Genomic DNA, 18,118 nt, shown 5'->3' with positions numbered 1-18,118 from the left:
CGGCACAATGGGTGGGAACACTTGGCAGAAGCCGCGAAATCATCGTCCGGTCATTTCCGAATTAAATTCGGGAACGGCGGAGCGAGAAACAGGAAATGAAGCGGAAATAAGAAAATTGCCGCTTCCAGCAGGATTCGCGGATTTCAAAAGAAAATAGTCGCCCACACCCAAGCGCCCGTGACCAGGACAAGAAAATCCTGAGAAACGTCTAGGAGGAAACATCATGTCCAGATCAGTCGGCGCCGCGGCGCTGCTGTTGACGACCGCCTTGGCCATGCCAGCCATCGCCAACGACGATGTGTTGAAGCAGAGCAAGGATCCCAACCAGTGGGCCCTGCAAACCGGTGACTACGCAAATCACCGCTTTTCCACTCTCGATCAGATCAACACGAGCAACGTCGGCGACCTGAAGGTCGCGTGGAGCTTCTCGACGGGCGTGCTGCGCGGTCACGAGGGAACGCCGCTGGTCATCGGCAGCACGATGTACCTCCACTCGCCGTTCCCGAACGTCGTCTATGCGTTGAACCTCGACGACGAGAACAAGATCATCTGGAAGTACTCTCCGAAGCAGGATCCCTCGGTCATCGGCGTGATGTGCTGCGACACCGTCAACCGCGGGCTCGCCTATGCTGAAGGCAAGATCTTCCTCTACCAGGCCGACACCACAGTCGTCGCACTCGACGCCAAGACCGGCCAGGAGGCTTGGAAGGTCGTGAACGGCGATCCCAAGAAGGGCGAGACCGGCGTTGCCGCACCCGTCGTCATCAAGGACAAGGTGATCGTCGGTATCTCGGGCGCCGAGTTCGGCATCCAGGGCTCGATCACGGCCTACGACATCAAGACCGGCAAGCGGGCCTGGCGCGGCTATAGCGTCGGTCCCGACGATCAGATCCTGTTCGATCCCCAGAAGACCACCTCGCTCGGCAAGCTGGTCGGCAAGGACAGCTCCCTCAAGACCTGGACTGGCGACCAGTGGAAGATCGGCGGCGGCTCGGTATGGGGATGGTTCTCCTACGATCCGGAGCTCGATCTCTTCTACTACGGTACCGCGAACCCCTCGACCTGGAACCCGGCTCAGCGCGCGGGACCCGATGGAAAGCAGATCGACCAGAAGTGGACGATGTCGATCATCGCCCGCAATCCGGACACGGGCGTCGCTGCCTGGGCCTACCAGATGACCCCGTTTGACGAGTGGGATTACGACGGCATCAACGAGATGATCCTCGTGGACCAGGAAGTCGCGGGCAAAACGCACAAGGCCCTCGTCCACTTCGATCGCAACGGCTTCGGCTACACGCTCGACCGCACCAATGGTGAGTTGCTGGTCGCCAAGCCTTACGATCCCGACCTCAACTGGTCGAGCGGCGTCGAGATGGACAAGTCCAAGCCGAATTACGGCAGACCGACTGTCGTCGCCTCGAAGTCGACGTTCCTCAACGGCGCGGACGTGAACACGAAGAACATCTGCCCAGCCGCGCTCGGCTTCAAGGATCAGCAGCCGGCTGCCTACTCGCCGGAGACGCGTCTCTTCTATGTCCCGATCAACAACGTCTGCATGGACTACGAGCCCTTCAAGGTCTCGTACACACCGGGACAGCCGTACGTCGGCGCCACGCTCTCGATGTTCCCGCCCGAAGGCAAGACCAACACGGGCCATGTGATCGCATGGGATGCCGGCAAGGGTGAGATCGTCTACAGCCACGACGAACGCTTCTCGGTGTGGTCGGGCGTACTGGCCACTGCCGGCGGCATCTTCTGCCACGGCACGCTGGACGGCTACCTCAAGTGCCGCGACCAGAAGGACGGCAACGAGCTGTTCAAGCACCGCAACCCGTCCGGCATCATCGGCAACGTGTTCACCTACAGCCACAAGGGCAAGCAGTACATCGGCGTGTTCTCGGGCGTTGGCGGCTGGGCCGGCATCGGCTTGGCGGCAGGTCTCGACAAGCCCACCGACGGCCTCGGCGCGGTCGGCAACTATGCGGGCCTCAAGGAGTTCACGGCTCTTGGCGGAACACTCTCCGTCTACTCGCTGCCATAGCGCTTCCTCCAACAAGGGTTAGGCCTGCGAGCAACTTGGACCGGCACCCCGCGTGCCGGTCCTTTTTGGCTTATGATGACCGTCCGAAATTGGAGTGCCGCACGTGAGCGAGACGAGAATACCCGAACTTCCCGCCGTTGCGCCCGTAGTCCTCGCAGGACGCATCGCGCCCGTCGATGAGCGGGAGCGGATGAGCGCCATCGCCAAAACGCCGCTCGACGGCCCATGGCGCGTGACACGGACAGGCCTCGCTGGCGACCAGCAGGCCGATCAGAAGAACCACGGCGGCCCGGAGAAGGCGGTCCATCACTATCCATTCGATCACTATGCGGCATGGAAAGCACAGATCGGCGAGCACGCCCTTCTCGGCGCGCCCGGCGCATTCGGTGAGAACCTCTCGACCACCGGATGGACGGAATCGAACGTCCACATCGGCGACATCGTGCGCTTCGGATCAGCCGTGCTTCAGGTCAGCCAGGGACGGCAGCCCTGCTGGAAGCTCAACGCGCGCTTTTCACGCCGCGACATGTCGATGCTGACGCAAATGAGCGGCCGCACCGGTTGGTACTATCGCGTGATCGAGGAAGGCGAGGCAAATCCCGGAGACGAGCTAAGGCTTGTCGAGCGCATGCACGAGACCTGGCCGCTCTCGCGGCTGATCACGCTGCTCTACCGCGACACGCGCCGTTACGACGAGCTGGCGAAAATGGCGGAGATTGCAGAGCTCGCCGCCGGATGGCGCGCGCTGGCCACACGCCGCATCGAGAAACACGCTGTCGAAGACTGGGCGCCGCGCCTCCTCGGCGAGGTTTGACTGCCCCTTTGTCTGTCAGGCCCCTGACACCCGGAACCTGCGAAGCGACGCAATCCCGAGCAGCACGAACAGAACGAGCGCCGCCCCTTGAGTTGCGGCGAATGGAGGCTCGGATTGCGTCGGGGCCAGCGCCGAAAGCGCAGGGTTCTTGAGGAACGTCTGCACGATCAGCACGAACACATTGAGATAGAGCGCGAGCGTAGCCGACACCACGTAGATCCCGCGCCACGCACCCGACAACTGAGCGACGTAACGCGCATAGACCGCAACAGCGAGCACCGCCAGCGAAATGAGCGCTACGATGTGGGAAGGCAGCAGCTGAACGAACGGAAATCCAAAGCCTGTCACGTTCGTCGCCACCGTCGCCGCAAGGAATACATGTGTCGCGCCATCAAGCCGCTCGTTCGACAAAAAGCCGCCGACGACCACAAAACCCGCGGCAATACCCACGAGACTCAGCGCAACGTGAAAAAGCGTGAACCCTTCCAGCCCGAAAATCATCTTGCCCCCAGCATAGATCTCTCGAACATTCGACAGAATGTGAGCCCTAAAAGATTATCAGCATCATGAAAATACCTGCAACCGGGGAAACCGCAATCGAAATCCCCAAGGCAAGACGGAAAACCGCAAAGGAGGAAAACAGCCGGTCCCTCACACGCAGGCCCCTAGCTCTCCAGCAGCGCCTTGCGCGTGGCGGACAGGAACTCCTCGGAGATCGCATGCCCTTCCGTCGCGCGCGCCAGCACCAGCGCTCCGACCAGCATACTGGCAGTCGTGAGCGCCTCCTCCCGCGAAGCCTTCTTTTTTCGCCGCGACAGGATCTGAGGCAGCCTGTCGATCAGCGACATCACACCCGCCGCGAACGCAGACCGGATTGGCCCTTTGCGCTCATTGCGGGCTATATCCCCGCAGAGCGCCGCAATCGGACAGCCTTCCGCCCGCTCGTCCCGGTGGCTGAGCCGCGTGTAGCGCTTGATGAATGCTGCCCGCAGCCCCTCGGCGTCGGAGCCATGACGCGCAATGAGATCGTCATAGTACTTGCGCTTCGCTTCGAACGCCTCGTCGCACGCTGCGACGACCAGCGCTTCCTTGGACTGGAAATGACCATAGAACGCGCCGTGCGTAAGCCCGGCCTCCGCCATGAGAGACGGGACGCTGACCCCATCGATGCCATGCTGCGGAAAAAGCCGCGACGCCGCGCGGATGACGTCGATCCGGTGCTGATCCGCCTGCTTGCGGGAAACGCGGGGCATGCTTCCTCTCCTCTTATTTTTGGGCCGCGATCATCGCCGCCGAATAGCACACGCTATTTATGATCCTGCCAATATATGCGGCACGTCGCCCTGCGCGAGATCAATTGCCTGTCAGGCTGCGAGAGGCGCTCGGCGCGGCCCCTCGGAGTTTCTGAGCGCTGCAAATGCCAGTGCGGCGAGGATGCAAAGACCACCCGCCACGAAAAACGCAGGCAAATAGGTGTCGTAGACGGTGCGCGAAAGACCCGCGCCATAGGCGGCCGAGGCCGCCCCCAGTTGATGTCCCGCAAAGATCCAGCCGAACACGATGTTGGCCTTGCCGTCTCCGAACCGCTCGGCCGTGAGCTTCACCGTGGGCGGCACAGTCGCGATCCAGTCGAGCCCATAGAACAAGGCGAATATCGTGAGCCCCACTATCGTGAAATCGCTGAAAGGAAGGTAGAGCAACGAGAGCCCGCGCAAGAGATAGTACCAGAACAGAAGCCACCGGTTGTCGAACCGGTCGGACAACCACCCCGAACCAAGCGTTCCGAAAAAATCGAAGACACCCATCATCGCGAGCAGACCGGCCGCACTCGTCGCAACCAGCCCGAAGTCGCCGCAGAAGGGAATGAAGTGCGTCTGCATCAACCCGTTGGTGCTCACGCCGCAGATGTAGAACGTGCCGAAGAGCACCCAGAAGACGGGAACACGCACAGCCTCCCGCAGGATTAGGAGCGGCGCGAGAAGAGATTGCCCGAGCCCTCCGGAAACCGGCACCTCACGCTCGTCGGGTTTGCTCTCGCCATAAGCGGGCAATCCCACATCCCGAGGGCGATCCCGCATCAGGGCCAGCACCGCCAGCGCAGTCAACAGCAGGGCACCGCACACCACGCCCAGCGCCGTCCTCCACCCGAGAGCCTCGGTAAGGCGCGCCAGCAGCGGAAGAAAGACGAGTTGCCCCGACGCCGAGCTTGCCGCCAGCAGACCGAGCACCAGGCCGCGGCGAGCCGAGAACCAGCGCATCGCAACCGTCGCGCCCAGCACCATCGCCATGAGACCGGTACCGATGCCGACAACGACGCCCCAGAGCACGACGAGCTGCCAAATCTCGCTCATGGCCAGCGAGGCCGTGAGCGCAGCGGCGATGAGGGAGAGGGCAGCCAGCACCACCCGGCGCACGCCGAAGCGGTTCATGAACGCGGCGGCGAACGGCCCCATCAAACCGAAAAGCGCAAAGCGAACCGCGAGCGCAGCCGACACTTCATCGCGTCGCCAGCCGAATTCCTTCTCCAAGGGCTCGATGAAAACGCCGGGGGCACCGACCGCACCGGCCGTGACCAGCATGGTGAGAAACGTAACGGCCACCACCACCCATCCGTAATGGATATCATGGCGGCGCAGCACACCCGCAAGCGCGTTCGAGATCACAGCCCGCGCCCTCGCATCGTGTCCAAGAATTGCAAATCGCCCCGTGCGGCGTCCATCATAGGCCCCTCGTCCGCCACTCGTCATCAGCGTGGCACAAGCCGAATTAAATTATGGACATAATATAATAGTCCGGACTTGTTGACCAGCGCCGGTGTTCCTGGCTCGCCCCCCGGCGGCAAACTCTCGATATCGGAGACGCGCCCAGGAGTTGCATCGACGCACCTCTGCGGGCATCAGAAAGCGGCCTTCGCATCGAGGGCCGGGCGACCCAGAAAGCGCATCCAAACGCACCAATGCTCAACAAACATCTCTGATCCGCCAGAGACTTGCAGGAGCGCCATCCCCCTGCGCTCAATCCCTCCCTAGCTATTTCCCGCAACCGGCCTATGTTGGAAGCATCGTGAAGTTGGACCCCTGGCCGTGACGCAAAGCCCCGCAAGCCGGCAGAAAACCCGCAGCCCCTGGGCCGCCATTTTGGCGGTTGTCCTTGGTGCGCTCGCTGGCTTCGCATCCGGCTTCGGCTTTGCCACCAGCACGGCGGGTGGCATTTCCATTGCGGATCACGGCCTCGATGCCCGCACTGCCGGCAAGTCGGCCTCCGTCCGGCTCGACGCGTCCAACCCGGACGCCAGCGTCGGCGGCACATCCCCCGACGCCGCCCTCTCACGCAGCGAAAGCTTCGATCCTTGGCCCCGCGAAACTTGTCTGGCCTTGCCCGGCGCGTTTCGTTTGCCCATCGCCGTCGCGCTCGTTCGCGATGGGCGCAGCCGCGCACCGCCTGTCGCCTGAGCCGGTCGCCTGATCGGCCCGCTGCGCCTTTTTACCTGACATAGCCAATTTCCCGCCCACCGCCCGGAGCACGCCTCCCGGCGGTGTCGGCCATATCGGAATGCGACAATGCTTCATTTCTCGCGCTTCAAAACACTGCTGATCCTGGGCGTGTGCCTGCTCGGCGTCCTGCTCAGCATCCCCAACTTCATAAAGCCCGGCGTCTTGCCCTCCTGGGTTCCTCAACCTCGCATCAACCTCGGCCTCGATCTCCAGGGCGGCTCGTATCTGCTGCTCGAGGTGGATATGAACTCCGTCATCAAGGAACGGATCGCAAGCGCGCGTTCCTCCACGGCCGAGGCGCTCCGCAAAGCCCGTGTCCCCTTCACCTCGGTGGTCTCCGGCAAGGATAGCGTTACGGTGACCCTGACGGACGCCGCCAACATGGGCGCCGCTCGACAAGCCATGAAAGACATCCTGGCTGAACGCGTGGACGGCCCCTCGCGTGCGCCCGTGTTCGTCACCACCACCGACGGCGCGATCATCACCCTGACGCTCGATCCGCAAGGCGTGCTCGATCTCTCGAGCAAAGCCATCCAACAGTCGATTTCCATCGTGCGCCGCCGTATCGACGAAACGGGCGTCAACGAGCCGGTCGTAGCCCGTCAAGGCCAGAACCGCGTCCTCGTCGAGCTGCCCGGCGTCTCCGACCCGGACCGCATCAAGCGCCTGCTGGGCTCGACGGCGAAAATGACCTTCCGCCTCGTCGCGCCGGAGGGCACGGCCGCCGGTCCCGATATCGAAATGCTGCCGATGGCCAACAAGGCCGAAGGCACCGCCAAGCTTCCCGTGCGCCGCCACGTGGAGGTGGACGGCATGAACCTCACCCGCGCCAACGCCGCAATGGATCGCAACGCGGGCGGATGGGTGGTCGACTTCGGTCTCGATTCCATCGGCACCCGCCGCTTCGCCGACACGAGCACGAAGCACGTGGGCGAGCCCTTCGCGATCGTGCTGGACAACAAGGTGATCAGCGCCCCGGTCATCCGCGAGCCGATCCTCGGCGGACAAGGCCAGATCAGCGGACACTTCACTGTGGAGGAGGCAAACGATCTCGCCGTGCTGCTGCGCGCGGGCGCTCTCCCCGCGCCGCTCACCATCGTCGAGGAGCGCACCATCGGCCCAAGCCTTGGCGCGGACGCGATCCGGGCGGGTCTCTACTCGATAATCGCGGGCTTCACGCTTGTCGTCGGCTTCATGATCGCCACCTACGGGCGCTTCGGCTTGTTCGCCGCCACGGCTCTCTTCGCCAACCTTGCCCTTACCATCGCCGGCCTATCGATGATGAGCGCAACCCTCACCCTGCCAGGCATGGCGGGCATTCTGCTGGCGCTCGGCATGGCAGTCGACGCCAACATCCTGATCAACGAGCGAACCAGGGAGGAGCTGACCAAACGCAACGGCGTGATCTCCTCGATCGAGACCGGCTTCCGTCGCGCCTACACCACCATCATGGACGCCAACATCACCACGCTCATCAAGATGCTCATTTTGTTCGTCGTGGGCGTGGGCGCCATTCGCGGCTTCGCGGTCACCATCAGCCTCGGCATCGTCGTGTCGATCTTCACGGCCATCGTGCTCGTCCGCCTGCTCACCGCAACGTGGATCAAGTACGCGCGCCCGAAGTCTTTAAGCATCGGGACGCGCTTCCGCTTCTTCCCCGATCATACCACCATCCAGTTCATGAAGGCACGCTACACGGGCCTCATCGTATCGGCCGCCATCAGCCTTGCGTCTCTGGGGCTGGCCTTCCACCCCGGCCTCAAGATGGGCATCGACTTCGCGGGCGGCGTGGTGATCGAGGCGAAGACGCCGGCCCCCGCGGATGCACCCACGCTGCAAAGCGCGCTAGCCGATGCGGGCCTCGGCCCGGTCCAGGTCCAGCGCTTCGGCGGCCCGGATGACGTGCTGTTGCGCTTCGAGCATCCGCAGGGAACGCCCGAACAGCAGCAGGCCGCCTTGCAGACCGCACGCGAGACCGTGCAGAAAGCAGCGCCCGGAACGGAGATCCGCCGCGTGGAGGTGGTCGGCCCCTCGGTCGGCGCCGAGCTGCTGAGTGATGGAATGTGGGCTCTCGGCCTCGCCGCCGTGGCCATGTTCGCCTACATCACCTTCCGCTTCGAGTGGCCGTTCGCAGTGGGCGCGATCGTGACGATGTTCCTCGATCTCACGAAGACGGTTGGCTTTCTTGCCCTCACGGGCTTCGAGTTCAACCTGACCTCGATCGCGGCCATCCTCACCATCATGGGCTTCTCCATCAACGACAAGGTCGTCGTCTACGATCGCGTCCGCGAGAACCTGGTCCGCTACAAGCGCACGCCGCTTCGCGAGATCGTCGATAAGAGCATCAACGAGACGCTGTCCCGCACTATCGGGACATCCCTCGCTCTGTTCCTGTCGATCGCCCCGCTCGCGGCATTCGGCGGCCCCGCGCTACGGGAGTTCGCGCTGACGCTTCTCTTCGGTCTCGTGCTCGCCACAAGCTCGTCGATCTTCATCGCGGCACCGATCCTTCTGAACATCGGAGAGCGTTATCTCCGCCGCAGCGGACCGGCACCGGCCGCACCCGAAGGAGCGCTACCCGCCAAATAGCAACCGGGTCGCAACTCCTCGTCAAACCTCGAACGCGCGGCGGAACTAAACCGCGGCTGGATGACCAGCCGCGGTTTTCTTTGTTTTTTGAGTTGTCTCATTTCCGCGGCAGAGGCGGAGGCGGGTCCCCTGTATCGCTCGGGGGCGGGATGACCGGCATCTTGCCTTTGAAGTCGTCGGGGATGGGTTTCTGGATCTTCGGATCGATTCCGCGCGGCGGCTCGAGAACGCCTTCTCCTTCCTTGAGCTCTTTCGACAGCGGCTCCTTCGGCTTGTCGCCCCCGGTGCTTGGATCGGGCGGTGGTGCCGGGCTTTCGGATGGCGGCTCCATTACCTCGGGCGGCGAAGCAGGCGCGCCAGAAGGCGACGGTTGAGCGACCGCGGCGGCAGGGCCGAAGAATGCGCAAAGCGCAATTGATCCGGCAAAAGCGCGCCACCGAGGATCAGCTCGCGTTTTGCGATAGCGCAACAGCAAAGCGTACACTCCTCTTCTAGTGAGCATCTTCCTAGAGAACGGTCAGCGTGCACACTCCGTTCCGCGCGCGCCCCATGCTGAACAGTCTTCCGTTGGCATATACGGGAACCAAAGCTGATCGCCCGCGATTACCCGGCCAGCCGCAACAGGCTGGAGAGCGCCCCAATGTATGAGTTGATATTCACGGTATGCTCGGTTCTCGTCGGAGCCTCATGCAGGCAGGAGAACCCTATTCAGCTCGAAGAGCACGTCGGAATGATGGGGTGCCTCGTCGCGTCTCAGATAGAAGGCGCGAAATGGGTGGAGGCGCACCCAAACTTCTACGTCACGCGCTACACGTGCCAGCCTGCAAAGATGTTCGCCCACACCTGAAGCCTGTCGTCGCCGTCAGGTTCGCAGGGTTTCGAGCGCTTCGCGGATCTTTTTCGACAGCTCCTCGAGCGTGAACGGTTTGGCGAGGAAGTGCACGCCAGCGTCCAGAACGCCATTGTGGACGACGGCGTTCTTCGTAAACCCGGTCATGAACATGACCTTGAGATCGGGCCGCAACTCAAGAGCTCGGTCGGCGAGCTTCCGGCCATTCATTTCGGGCATGACGATATCGGTCAGAAGAAGATCGACGCTCTTGCCATTTCCGATCTGGACCAGCGCCTCACTCGCATTGCGCGCTTCGAGCACGGTATAGCCGAGTTCGCGCAAGCCGGCCGCAGTGAGCTCCAGCACACGCGCATCGTCTTCCACGAGCAGGATCGTCTCCGTGCCTCCGATCTGGCGCTCGCCCGACGTCTCCTCGATGGCCCGCTCGGCCTCGCCGGCATAGTAGCGAGGCAGATAGATCTTGATGGTCGTGCCTTGCCCGATCTCCGAGTAGACCTTCACATGGCCCCCGGTCTGCTTCACGAAGCCGTAGACCTGCGACAACCCAAGCCCGGTGCCTTTGCTCTGCTCCTTGGTGGTGAAGAATGGATCAAAGGCTTTCGCCATAACCTCCGGCGACATGCCCGTGCCTGTATCGGTGACCGCGATCAGCACGTACTGGCCGGCCGGAACACCGGGATGGAGGCGCGAATAGCGATCGTCGAGGTGGCAGTTGGCCGTCTCCACGGTGAGCTTGCCGCCCTCGGGCATAGCATCGCGCGCATTGACACATAAATTGAGAAGCGAGCTTTCGAGCTGCACGGGATCGGCATGGGTCAGCCATAGGCCCCCGCCCAGGATGGTCTCCATGCTGATCGCCTCTCCGATCGCACGCGAGATGAGCTCGGAGATTCCGGCCACGAACTTGTTGGCGTCGATGGGCTTGGGCGCGAGCGGTTGCTGGCGTGAGAACGCAAGCAGTCTTTTGACGAGCGTCGCGGCCCGGTTCGCTCCGTCGAGCGCTCCGGCGAGAAACGCCTCTGCCCCGGCCTCACCTTTTGCGAGGCGCTTCTGCGCGAGCCCCACACCGCTCACGATCACGGCCAGCATGTTGTTGAAGTCGTGCGCGATGCCACCCGTCAGCTGGCCGATCGCCTCCACCTTCTGCATCTGGCGGATCTGAAGCTCCGCCGCCTCTCGCTCCGCAATCGAAGCTTTGAGAAGTTGATTTGCGTTCGCGATCTCGACAGCACTCCTGCGTGTGTTGACGATCCAGGCCGCAAGCGCGCCGAGTGTTGCGAAAAGTCCGAGCGCAATGGCGACGAGTAAGGTGGCGATGGTCCGATCGGCCGCGTCCTCACGCGCATCGAGCAGGTTCTGCTCCTCGCGCCTCATGCTGCGAAAGCGCTCCCGCAGATCGGTCATCAGTTCGAGGCCCTGCCGGTCGAGCACTTTCGCGAGCGCCGCCTCGAACCCATTGTTCCTGCGTAGCTCGATCGTCTGGTCGGCGACCTCGATGCGCTTGCCGATGAGCGGAAGCGCCGACGCCACGGCTTTGGCCTGGTCCGAGTTGTCTCCCACGAGCACGCGAAGGTCCGCGAGCTTGTCCGGAAGCTTCGCCTTGGCTTCCAGAAACGGAGTGAGAAACGCGTCATCGCCCGTCAGGATGAAGCTGCGCTGCCCAATCTCGGCATCCTGCAAAAGCGACCAGATCTCGGAAATCCGCGTCTCGACCTCGAGCGTATGGCGCACCCAATGGGCCTGGTTGACGTACCGCGTCCCTAGCCAGATGGTCATCGCAAATATGAGGATCAGAGCCGCGCCAGCGACTTCAGGCACACGATTTTTGAGCACGTGAAACACGGTGTTCGTCATCGAGAGCCTGATCCCTTGCGCCTCCGCCCGAGCACATATCCCAGATGTGCTTTCGCTAAGCAATGCTTAGGCGACGCCGCGCCGCGTGAAAGCCCGGGTAGGTTTGTGAAGTTCCGCCAACGGCGGAACCGATGCCCCCGCGCCGGTGTTCAGGGAAAATAACCAAGAAAAAGGAGCCAAGAATGCACAAGGCACTCCTCCCCCTGGTTGTAGGTCTCGCTTGGTACGCCCCGGTTTTTGCCGCAGGCAGCGCAGGAGACGACGCCGGCCAAGTTGCGTTCAATACCCACTGCCGCAACTGTCATTCGACCAATCCCGGCGACAACCGCCTCGGTCCGAGCCTGCACAACATCTTCGGCGCGAAGGCGGGCCAAGTCCACGGCTTCGCCAACTATTCGGGTAGCCTCACCAGCGACATGACCTGGGACGAAGCCACCCTCGACAAGTTCATCACCGACCCCACCGCGCTCGCATCCAACACCACGATGAAGCCGTTTGCGGGCGTGGCTGACGCAGAGCAGCGCAAGCTGATCATCGACTTCCTGAAGACAAAATCGAAGTCTTAGACTCCACCCCAAGACCGCCTGACGGCCCACGCCCCGGGAACTTCTCGCGTCCTGGGGCGTTCATTCGGTCACCGCGCGGCCTGCCGGACCAAGCGGCAGTCTCGGACAACTCTTCGGGTGAGAGGCATCCCTATGACAAGATGGGCTGCGGCGCTGAGGGGCGTGCTGCCCGGCTCGTCGAAGGAGAAAAGCGCGTCAGGCAAGGACAGCGTGAACGGCGCCAAGGCACATGCAGGCACCTCATCCGGCGCAACGGTTGAGTCTACACTCGCCGAAACCGCCCGCCTCAACGCCCCGGTGGTATGGCTGCTCGGCAAGGTTCAGAGCGGCAAGACCTCCGTGATCCGCGCGATCACCCAAAGCACGGATGCCGAGATCGGCGATGGCTTCCGCCCGTGCACCCGCACCTCGCGCATCTACGCCTTCCCTGCCGAGACGCCGGTCCTGCGCTTCCTCGACACCCGCGGCCTCGGCGAATCCGCCTACGATCCCGCCGAGGATCTGGCCTTCAACGAGGCCAATGCTCACCTCATCCTCACAACCATGCGGGCCATGGACCCGAGCCAGGGTGCCGTGGTCGACACCCTGCGCAAGGTGCGGGCGCGCCATCCGGACTGGCCCATCGTCGTTGCGCAGACGAGCCTTCACGATGCCTACCGGCCAGGAGAGGGCCATATCCTCCCCTATCCCTTCGAGGCGGGATCGCCACGGGAAGCCGTCGAGCGTATTCCGACGGACCTCATGCGCAGCCTCGCCTATCAGCGCACGCTTTTCGATGACCTTCCCGGGAAAGGCCCGCTTCTTTTCGTCCCCGTCGATCTCACCCGATCCGACGACAGGCTCCCGCCCAGCGACTACGGGCTCGATGCGCTCACCGAAGCCCTCGCTGGCGTCGCCCCCGCCGGCATGCTCGCTGCGTTGTCGGCGATGCCCGGTTTCGAGGCCGATCCAAAAGCACGCTCGGCCGATCCAATCGTAATGGGTCATGCCATGGCCGCCGCCGGAAGTGACCTCGTCCCCATCCCGGTTGCCGGTGCCATTGCCGCCTCCACCATCCAGGCGCGTATGCTGAGCCAGCTCGGCGGCCTCTATGGTATCGCGTGGGATCGGCGCGCCTACGCGGAGCTGACCGCAGCCTTGGGAGCGGGCACGCTCGCACGCGTCGCAACGGGAATCGGCGTCCGCCAGCTCGCGAAATTCCTGCCGGTCTATGGCCAAACCGCGGGCGCGGCCGCCTCGGCAGCCGCGAGCTTTGCCGTCACTTACGCACTCGGCAAAGCCGCCGTCGCCTACCTCCATGGCCGCCGCCTCGGCAACACCGACACGAAGAGCGTTGCCGCCATCTACCAGCAGGCCCTGCGCGACGCCTTCCGTATGGCGAAGGAGCGTCGGCTTGCGGACCGGGATCGCGGGGCACAGCCATGAGCACCCCCTCCGGCAACCGCAGCGCGCGCCGAACGGCCTCTCTCATTCTCATCGCGTTCGGCCTTCTGATCCCGGCCCTGTCGCTCATTCCGCTCGGCAGCATCTGGCTCTGGCAGAACGGCTATCTGCTCTACTGGACCGGCTTCGCGCTGGCCGCTGTCCTGGCTGTCTATCTGGCCCAGCGCCGCTTGCTTCCGAAGGCACCGGAAATCGCAGAGGAAACCCCCGCAACTGCAGCCGCGGAGGAGGCGGCGACACGGCCCGATCCCGGCTGGTCCCCGCTCGAGGAGCAAGCCTGGATGGACGTTCAGGCGCTCGCCAGCCGCACCGACCCGGCCCGGATCACCACCACCGGCGGCCTTCTCAAGCTCGGACAGGATGCCATCGAGACCGTGGCGAAACGCCTTCATCCCGGCCGCAGCGATCCACTCTGGCAATTCACGACACCGGAAGCGCTCGCCATCATCGAGCGTGTCAGCCGAAAGCTCCGCGTCTTCATGCTGGAAAGCGTTCCATTCGGCGACCGGCTCACGATCGCCCAGGTTCGCGCGCTTTACAGACGGCGCGGCCTCCTCGAGACGGCTGAGCGCGTCTACGATGTGTGGCGCGTGATCAGGCTCGCAAATCCAGCCACAGCCGCCGTCCAGGAGGCGCGCGAGCAGCTTTCCAAGGCCATGATGCAATGGGGGCGGGACGCGGTTACGCGCCGCCTCATGGAGATCTACGTCGCAGAGATCGGACGCGCCGCGATCGATCTCTACGGCGGGCGCCTGCGCGTGACATCGGCAGCGCTCGCCGCCCACGTCTCCGACGAAACCGCCGCCGATCAAGCCGCCATGAGCCAGATCCGCGCCGAGCCGCTTCGCATTCTGGTTGCTGGCCAGACGGGAGTGGGCAAGTCGAGCCTGGTCAACGCCCTCGCCACCGAGGTCAAGGCCGCGACGGACACGCTGCCCGCCACCTCGGCGTTTACCGCCTATGTGCTCGAACGCGAAGGTTTTCCCGCCGCATTTCTGATCGACAGCCCCGGCATCGGAACCGATCCCAAGATGCTCGAGGAATTGATGGAGCGGGCAGCCGATTGCGACCTCGTTCTGTGGGTCGTTGCCGCCCATCGCGCCGACCGTGAGATCGATCGAAAGGCGCTCGAAACCTTGCGGCTTCACTTTGCAGCGCGCCTGAACCGCAGGCGGCCACCTCTTATCCTCGTCACCACCCACATCGACCGGCTGCGTCCCTTTGGCGAGTGGAACCCGCCCTATGCGCTTCTCTCCGACGATCGCGAGAAGGCGCGCAATATCCGCGACGCGGTGTCCGCCGCCTCGGCCGACCTCGGGTTTGCAGCAGACGAAACCGTACCGGTCAGCCTTCTCGATCCCGGCGCGCCCTACAACGTCGAGCAGCTCTGGCAACGCATCGCAGACGCGGTCCCCGAAGCCATGCGCGCGCAGCTGCTTCGTTGCCTTCACGATCTCAAGGACAAATGGACATGGAAATCCGTGTGGTCCCAGGCCAGCGGCGCGGGCCGCGCCATCGCAGGCTCTTTCAAGAGAGAGCCCGCCCGCTCCGGACGCCCCCCATGATCAGCGCGGACCGGCAGAAAACAGAAAAAACTACGGGAGCGGCCCCATGGCGATGATCGCAGAGGTACCATCCGAGACACGCGAACGCGCGCGAGCCGAAGAGGACGCGCGGGCCGAGCGCACGACCGAGGAGACATGGGCCTTGGTTGCGAACGTGTCGGTGACGGGCCTGTTCGCGCTGGCCACCCTCGCGGCCCTCTACCTCATGAAGGAGGTGGTCGTTCCCGTCATCCTCGCGTGGGTCGTCGCCAACATCCTGCTCCCCGTCGTCGCCTGGATGGAGAAACGCGGGCTCCCGCGGAGCGCATCCGTCCTGATCGTGGCGCTTGCCATGGTGGCGGTCGTGCTCACCATCGTGGCCCTCTTGTCGCTGCCGCTCACCTATTGGCTCGGCCGCGCGACCGAGCTCGGCGCGCTCATCAAGGAAAAGCTTCAGTCCATGGCGCAGCCGCTGGAGTTCCTGAAAGAGATCCTTGGCGCCATCGGTCAGGCCACCGGCCAGGCGGGCACCGGCCTTCATGTGGAGGAGAGCACCAACATCGTCGGCGGCATCGTGAGCATCCTCACGCCTGCGGTCACGCAAGGCATCCTCTTCATCGGCGCCCTCATCTTCTACATGATCTATCAGAAGCAGATCAAAGCACGTTCCGTCCTGATCCTGCCGAACCGCGATGCGCGCCTGACGGCACTCAAGATCCTGTCTGACATCGAGCGCAACACCACCGTCTATTTCGGCACGTTCACCATCGTGAACGCCTGCCTAGGTCTCGCCACCACGATCCTTGCCTATGCTGCCGGCCTCCCGAACCCGTTGCTCTGGGGCGTGCTGGCTGCGGTCCTCAACTACATCCCCTACGTCGGCCCCGTGATCATGGTGGCCGTGCTGTTCCTCATAGGGCTGTTCACTTTCCCCAGCATTTCCGAAGCGTTAGTCGCACCTCTCATCTACATCGCCATGACCACCGTCGAAGGCCATTTCATCACGCCCACGCTCATGGGCAAACGCATGACCATGAACCCCTTCGCCGTGTTTCTCGCCATTGGCTTCTGGACTTGGATGTGGGGACCGATCGGCGCTTTCGTCGCGGTGCCCATTCTGATGACCACCACCGTCACGTTCCGCCATCTCTTCCCTAAGGACGCACCCGAGCTGCCGGCATGAAACCAAGTGACGGGGATCTGCGTTGAACGCGCAGGCCGCAAAGGCCGTCCCACATACACAAGGAGCTCCACCCCATGGCACAATCAACCTCGAGCACGAGCACGCGCGCCACGAGCGATTACGGCCGCAATGCCGCCGACGATCTCGCCGACAAGGCCGCGAACCTGGCCGAGAAGACCGGCGAGCAGATCGAGCGCGTGGTGCAGAACGTCGCCGACCAAGGCCGTCAGGCCACCGAGCAAGTGCAGGTCGTCGCCGAGAACTTCAAGACCGCTGTCGACAAGTCGGTGAAGGAGCAGCCGCTCACCACGCTGGCCGTTGCCGCCGGCCTCGGCTTCATCATCGGCGCGCTTTGGAAATCTTAAGCGCACGAAGATAACGTCGAAAGCAATCCGGGGAGATGCGCGATATGTTCCAAGGCCTCTTCAGGCGCGCCGAATCCACAATCGACTCGGTCGTCGCAAAGTATGTGGGGCGCGCGGCTATCGCCATCCCCCTGGTCATTGCAGGCGGCTTCGCCACCGCCGCCCTCACCGTGAAGCTTGTCGAGATCTACGGCTCCGTCACGGCCTACGCCATCATGGCGGCGCTCTTCGCCCTGATCGGGCTTGTGACGATGGCCGTCATAAACACGGGTGCACGCCCGGCTGAGAGCCAGCCTGCGGAACCCTCGACCGCCTCCGAAGGCACGGCCGAGAGCACCGGACCCGATGCCTCCGATCTGCTGACACCAGAGGTGAAAGCGTTCCTTGCCTCTGCGGCGCCGGCAGCACTGCCGAGCATCGTTAGGGGCGTCGGCCGCAATCTGCCGCTCATTCTGCTGCTGGCCTTGATCGGCTTCGTGATCTCGCGCTTCGCGGAGAACGCGGAGACCGTCTCTACGCCGTCAGAGGGAGATCTGGCCGCCGCGCCTCCCGCGGCGTGATCGGCCTCGAAGAGCTTAAGCGCTCGAAAAGGTCCCACCCGTTGCCGGGCGGGACCTCTTGTGTTGGCTGAGACTATTTCTCTTTGCAGGGTGTCGCGACGCCGATGCACTGATACTTCGTGCCGATCTTGCGGCAGTCGTGATCGGCATCCTTGGCGACATCCCACTTCGCCCAGCTCTCGTCGTACTTCTTGCGGACATCGAGACGCCAGGCCCACTTGGCCTGGTTGATGGCTTCCGCCTCCGTCTTCTCCCGCCGTCCATAGGAGGAGACTGCCTCGCCCTTACAGGTGAACTTTTCGAGCTTTTCACCGGAAAGCACGGTTGAGAGCGTATCCTTGCAGGGGATCGCCTTGCGCTTGCACACCCAGCGCTGCCCCTTCGGGGTCTTCACCTCGTTGCAATCCACGGTACGCGCGTCTGCATAGCGCCACGAGTTGAACTCGGGCCCCACCTTCTCGGCCACCGCGCGGCGCCACGCAAAGAGCGAGTTCTGATACGCGCCGAGGTTCTTCGAGAGGGCCGGCTCGCCTTCAGCCACGATCGGCTCCGTTTTGCACTCGCGCGCAACGCTCGCGCTCGCGAAGCTGACCGCAGCCACCAACCCCACCGCGGCAAGCTTGAGCACGCGGACAACGCCCTGAGACTTCATCCCTGTTCCCCATCTGTGATGTTTGAAAATACCGAGAGAATGATGTCGCCCGCCGGGGCGATCGAGGCCACACATATCCCGACCGCAAAGCTCCCCTTGAGCAAAACCGGAGGCAATCTAGCGGACGACCAAGACGGCACTCAGACGGAATGGTGAGCTT

The 18,118-nt window shown here is 63.5% G+C and carries 17 protein-coding genes; 11 read left to right on the top strand and 6 right to left on the bottom strand.

The window, feature by feature from the left end; genetic code table 11:
• The first annotated feature begins 223 nt into the window (after positions 1-223).
• Both PE058_RS05335 and PE058_RS05330 read left to right on the top strand, forming a co-directional pair.
• The gene (locus tag PE058_RS05335) at positions 224-2,041 is read left to right on the top strand and encodes a methanol/ethanol family PQQ-dependent dehydrogenase (RefSeq protein ID WP_271030054.1); all 1,818 of its coding nucleotides are present in this window, start codon (positions 224-226) and stop codon (positions 2,039-2,041) included.
• 94 nt (positions 2,042-2,135) lie between these two features.
• Entirely contained in the window at positions 2,136-2,855 is a 720-nt protein-coding gene (locus PE058_RS05330) for an MOSC domain-containing protein (RefSeq protein ID WP_271030053.1), read from the top strand.
• Positions 2,856-2,870: 15 nt separating this feature from the next.
• On the opposite strand, the gene PE058_RS05325 is transcribed toward PE058_RS05330, so the two are convergent.
• From PE058_RS05325 to PE058_RS05315, 3 genes are all read right to left on the bottom strand, one after another.
• Positions 2,871-3,356: a hypothetical protein gene (locus tag PE058_RS05325; RefSeq protein ID WP_020084319.1), complete on the bottom strand. Its 486-nt coding sequence runs from the start codon at positions 3,354-3,356 to the stop codon at positions 2,871-2,873.
• Positions 3,357-3,520: 164 nt separating this feature from the next.
• Complete coding sequence (locus PE058_RS05320) at positions 3,521-4,108, bottom strand: TetR/AcrR family transcriptional regulator (RefSeq protein WP_020084318.1); 588 nt, start codon at positions 4,106-4,108, stop codon at positions 3,521-3,523.
• 111 nt (positions 4,109-4,219) lie between these two features.
• A complete protein-coding gene (locus PE058_RS05315; protein WP_271030052.1) occupies positions 4,220-5,518 on the bottom strand; it encodes an MFS transporter in 1,299 nt (432 codons plus the stop codon).
• A 420-nt stretch (positions 5,519-5,938) separates the two neighbouring features.
• On the opposite strand from PE058_RS05315, the gene PE058_RS05310 reads away from it, so the two are divergent.
• Positions 5,939-6,307 (top strand): hypothetical protein, encoded by a 369-nt coding sequence (locus tag PE058_RS05310; protein WP_156827180.1) that lies wholly within the window; start codon positions 5,939-5,941, stop codon positions 6,305-6,307.
• 108 nt (positions 6,308-6,415) lie between these two features.
• On the top strand, positions 6,416-8,938 hold the full coding sequence (secD, locus tag PE058_RS05305) for a protein translocase subunit SecD (protein ID WP_271030051.1): 2,523 nt from the start codon (positions 6,416-6,418) through the stop codon (positions 8,936-8,938).
• Positions 8,939-9,035: 97 nt separating this feature from the next.
• Here secD and PE058_RS05300 read toward each other — a convergent pair whose 3' ends face one another.
• A complete protein-coding gene (locus PE058_RS05300) occupies positions 9,036-9,269 on the bottom strand; it encodes a hypothetical protein (protein WP_020084314.1) in 234 nt (77 codons plus the stop codon).
• A 309-nt stretch (positions 9,270-9,578) separates the two neighbouring features.
• Between PE058_RS05300 and PE058_RS05295 the strand changes: the two genes are divergently transcribed.
• The gene (locus PE058_RS05295) at positions 9,579-9,785 is read left to right on the top strand and encodes a hypothetical protein (RefSeq protein ID WP_020084313.1); all 207 of its coding nucleotides are present in this window, start codon (positions 9,579-9,581) and stop codon (positions 9,783-9,785) included.
• A 15-nt stretch (positions 9,786-9,800) separates the two neighbouring features.
• On the opposite strand, the gene PE058_RS05290 is transcribed toward PE058_RS05295, so the two are convergent.
• A complete protein-coding gene (locus PE058_RS05290; protein WP_271030050.1) occupies positions 9,801-11,645 on the bottom strand; it encodes a CHASE3 domain-containing protein in 1,845 nt (614 codons plus the stop codon).
• Between the two features lie 182 nt (positions 11,646-11,827).
• Between PE058_RS05290 and PE058_RS05285 the strand changes: the two genes are divergently transcribed.
• From PE058_RS05285 to PE058_RS05260, 6 genes are all read left to right on the top strand, one after another.
• Positions 11,828-12,211 (top strand): c-type cytochrome, encoded by a 384-nt coding sequence (locus PE058_RS05285; protein ID WP_020084311.1) that lies wholly within the window; start codon positions 11,828-11,830, stop codon positions 12,209-12,211.
• A 132-nt stretch (positions 12,212-12,343) separates the two neighbouring features.
• Positions 12,344-13,636 carry a YcjF family protein gene (locus PE058_RS05280; RefSeq protein WP_271030049.1) on the top strand — a complete coding sequence of 431 codons (1,293 nt, stop codon included), beginning with the start codon at positions 12,344-12,346 and terminating at the stop codon, positions 13,634-13,636.
• Positions 13,633-15,219: a GTPase gene (locus tag PE058_RS05275; protein ID WP_271030048.1), complete on the top strand. Its 1,587-nt coding sequence runs from the start codon at positions 13,633-13,635 to the stop codon at positions 15,217-15,219. Before PE058_RS05280 ends, PE058_RS05275 begins: the two co-directional genes overlap by 4 nt.
• Positions 15,220-15,265: 46 nt before the next feature.
• Positions 15,266-16,381 carry an AI-2E family transporter gene (locus PE058_RS05270; RefSeq protein ID WP_271030047.1) on the top strand — a complete coding sequence of 372 codons (1,116 nt, stop codon included), beginning with the start codon at positions 15,266-15,268 and terminating at the stop codon, positions 16,379-16,381.
• Positions 16,382-16,455: 74 nt separating this feature from the next.
• Complete coding sequence (locus tag PE058_RS05265; RefSeq protein ID WP_020084307.1) at positions 16,456-16,746, top strand: DUF883 C-terminal domain-containing protein; 291 nt, start codon at positions 16,456-16,458, stop codon at positions 16,744-16,746.
• Positions 16,747-16,790: 44 nt separating this feature from the next.
• Positions 16,791-17,306, top strand: a complete 516-nt coding sequence (locus PE058_RS05260) for a hypothetical protein (protein ID WP_156827179.1) — start codon at positions 16,791-16,793, stop codon at positions 17,304-17,306.
• A gap of 73 nt (positions 17,307-17,379) precedes the next feature.
• Here the strand turns inward: PE058_RS05260 and PE058_RS05255 are convergent, their stop codons facing one another.
• Entirely contained in the window at positions 17,380-17,958 is a 579-nt protein-coding gene (locus PE058_RS05255) for a hypothetical protein (RefSeq protein WP_271030046.1), read from the bottom strand.
• Between the last annotated feature and the right edge of the window lie 160 nt (positions 17,959-18,118).

The organism is Hyphomicrobium sp. DMF-1 (assembly GCF_027886585.1).
GTDB classification, from domain to species: Bacteria; Pseudomonadota; Alphaproteobacteria; order Rhizobiales; family Hyphomicrobiaceae; genus Hyphomicrobium_C; species Hyphomicrobium_C zavarzinii.
Note: the sequence above shows the minus strand (reverse complement) of the source record. Positions and strands in the feature narration are given on the sequence as shown.

Bases quoted from the DNA above. Each gene is read 5' to 3' on its own strand.
- PE058_RS05260 (WP_156827179.1), top strand. From the start codon at position 16,791: ATGTTCCAAGGCCTCTTCAGGCGCGCCGAATCCACAATCGACTCGGTC.
- PE058_RS05290 (WP_271030050.1), bottom strand. From the start codon at position 11,645: ATGACGAACACCGTGTTTCACGTGCTCAAAAATCGTGTGCCTGAAGTC.
- PE058_RS05285 (WP_020084311.1), top strand. From the start codon at position 11,828: ATGCACAAGGCACTCCTCCCCCTGGTTGTAGGTCTCGCTTGGTACGCC.
- PE058_RS05265 (WP_020084307.1), top strand. From the start codon at position 16,456: ATGGCACAATCAACCTCGAGCACGAGCACGCGCGCCACGAGCGATTAC.
- PE058_RS05295 (WP_020084313.1), top strand. From the start codon at position 9,579: ATGTATGAGTTGATATTCACGGTATGCTCGGTTCTCGTCGGAGCCTCA.
- secD (WP_271030051.1), top strand. From the start codon at position 6,416: ATGCTTCATTTCTCGCGCTTCAAAACACTGCTGATCCTGGGCGTGTGC.
- PE058_RS05270 (WP_271030047.1), top strand. From the start codon at position 15,266: ATGGCGATGATCGCAGAGGTACCATCCGAGACACGCGAACGCGCGCGA.
- PE058_RS05335 (WP_271030054.1), top strand. From the start codon at position 224: ATGTCCAGATCAGTCGGCGCCGCGGCGCTGCTGTTGACGACCGCCTTG.
- PE058_RS05275 (WP_271030048.1), top strand. From the start codon at position 13,633: ATGAGCACCCCCTCCGGCAACCGCAGCGCGCGCCGAACGGCCTCTCTC.
- PE058_RS05325 (WP_020084319.1), bottom strand. From the start codon at position 3,356: ATGATTTTCGGGCTGGAAGGGTTCACGCTTTTTCACGTTGCGCTGAGT.
- PE058_RS05320 (WP_020084318.1), bottom strand. From the start codon at position 4,108: ATGCCCCGCGTTTCCCGCAAGCAGGCGGATCAGCACCGGATCGACGTC.
- PE058_RS05280 (WP_271030049.1), top strand. From the start codon at position 12,344: ATGACAAGATGGGCTGCGGCGCTGAGGGGCGTGCTGCCCGGCTCGTCG.
- PE058_RS05255 (WP_271030046.1), bottom strand. From the start codon at position 17,958: ATGAAGTCTCAGGGCGTTGTCCGCGTGCTCAAGCTTGCCGCGGTGGGG.
- PE058_RS05300 (WP_020084314.1), bottom strand. From the start codon at position 9,269: ATGGAGCCGCCATCCGAAAGCCCGGCACCACCGCCCGATCCAAGCACC.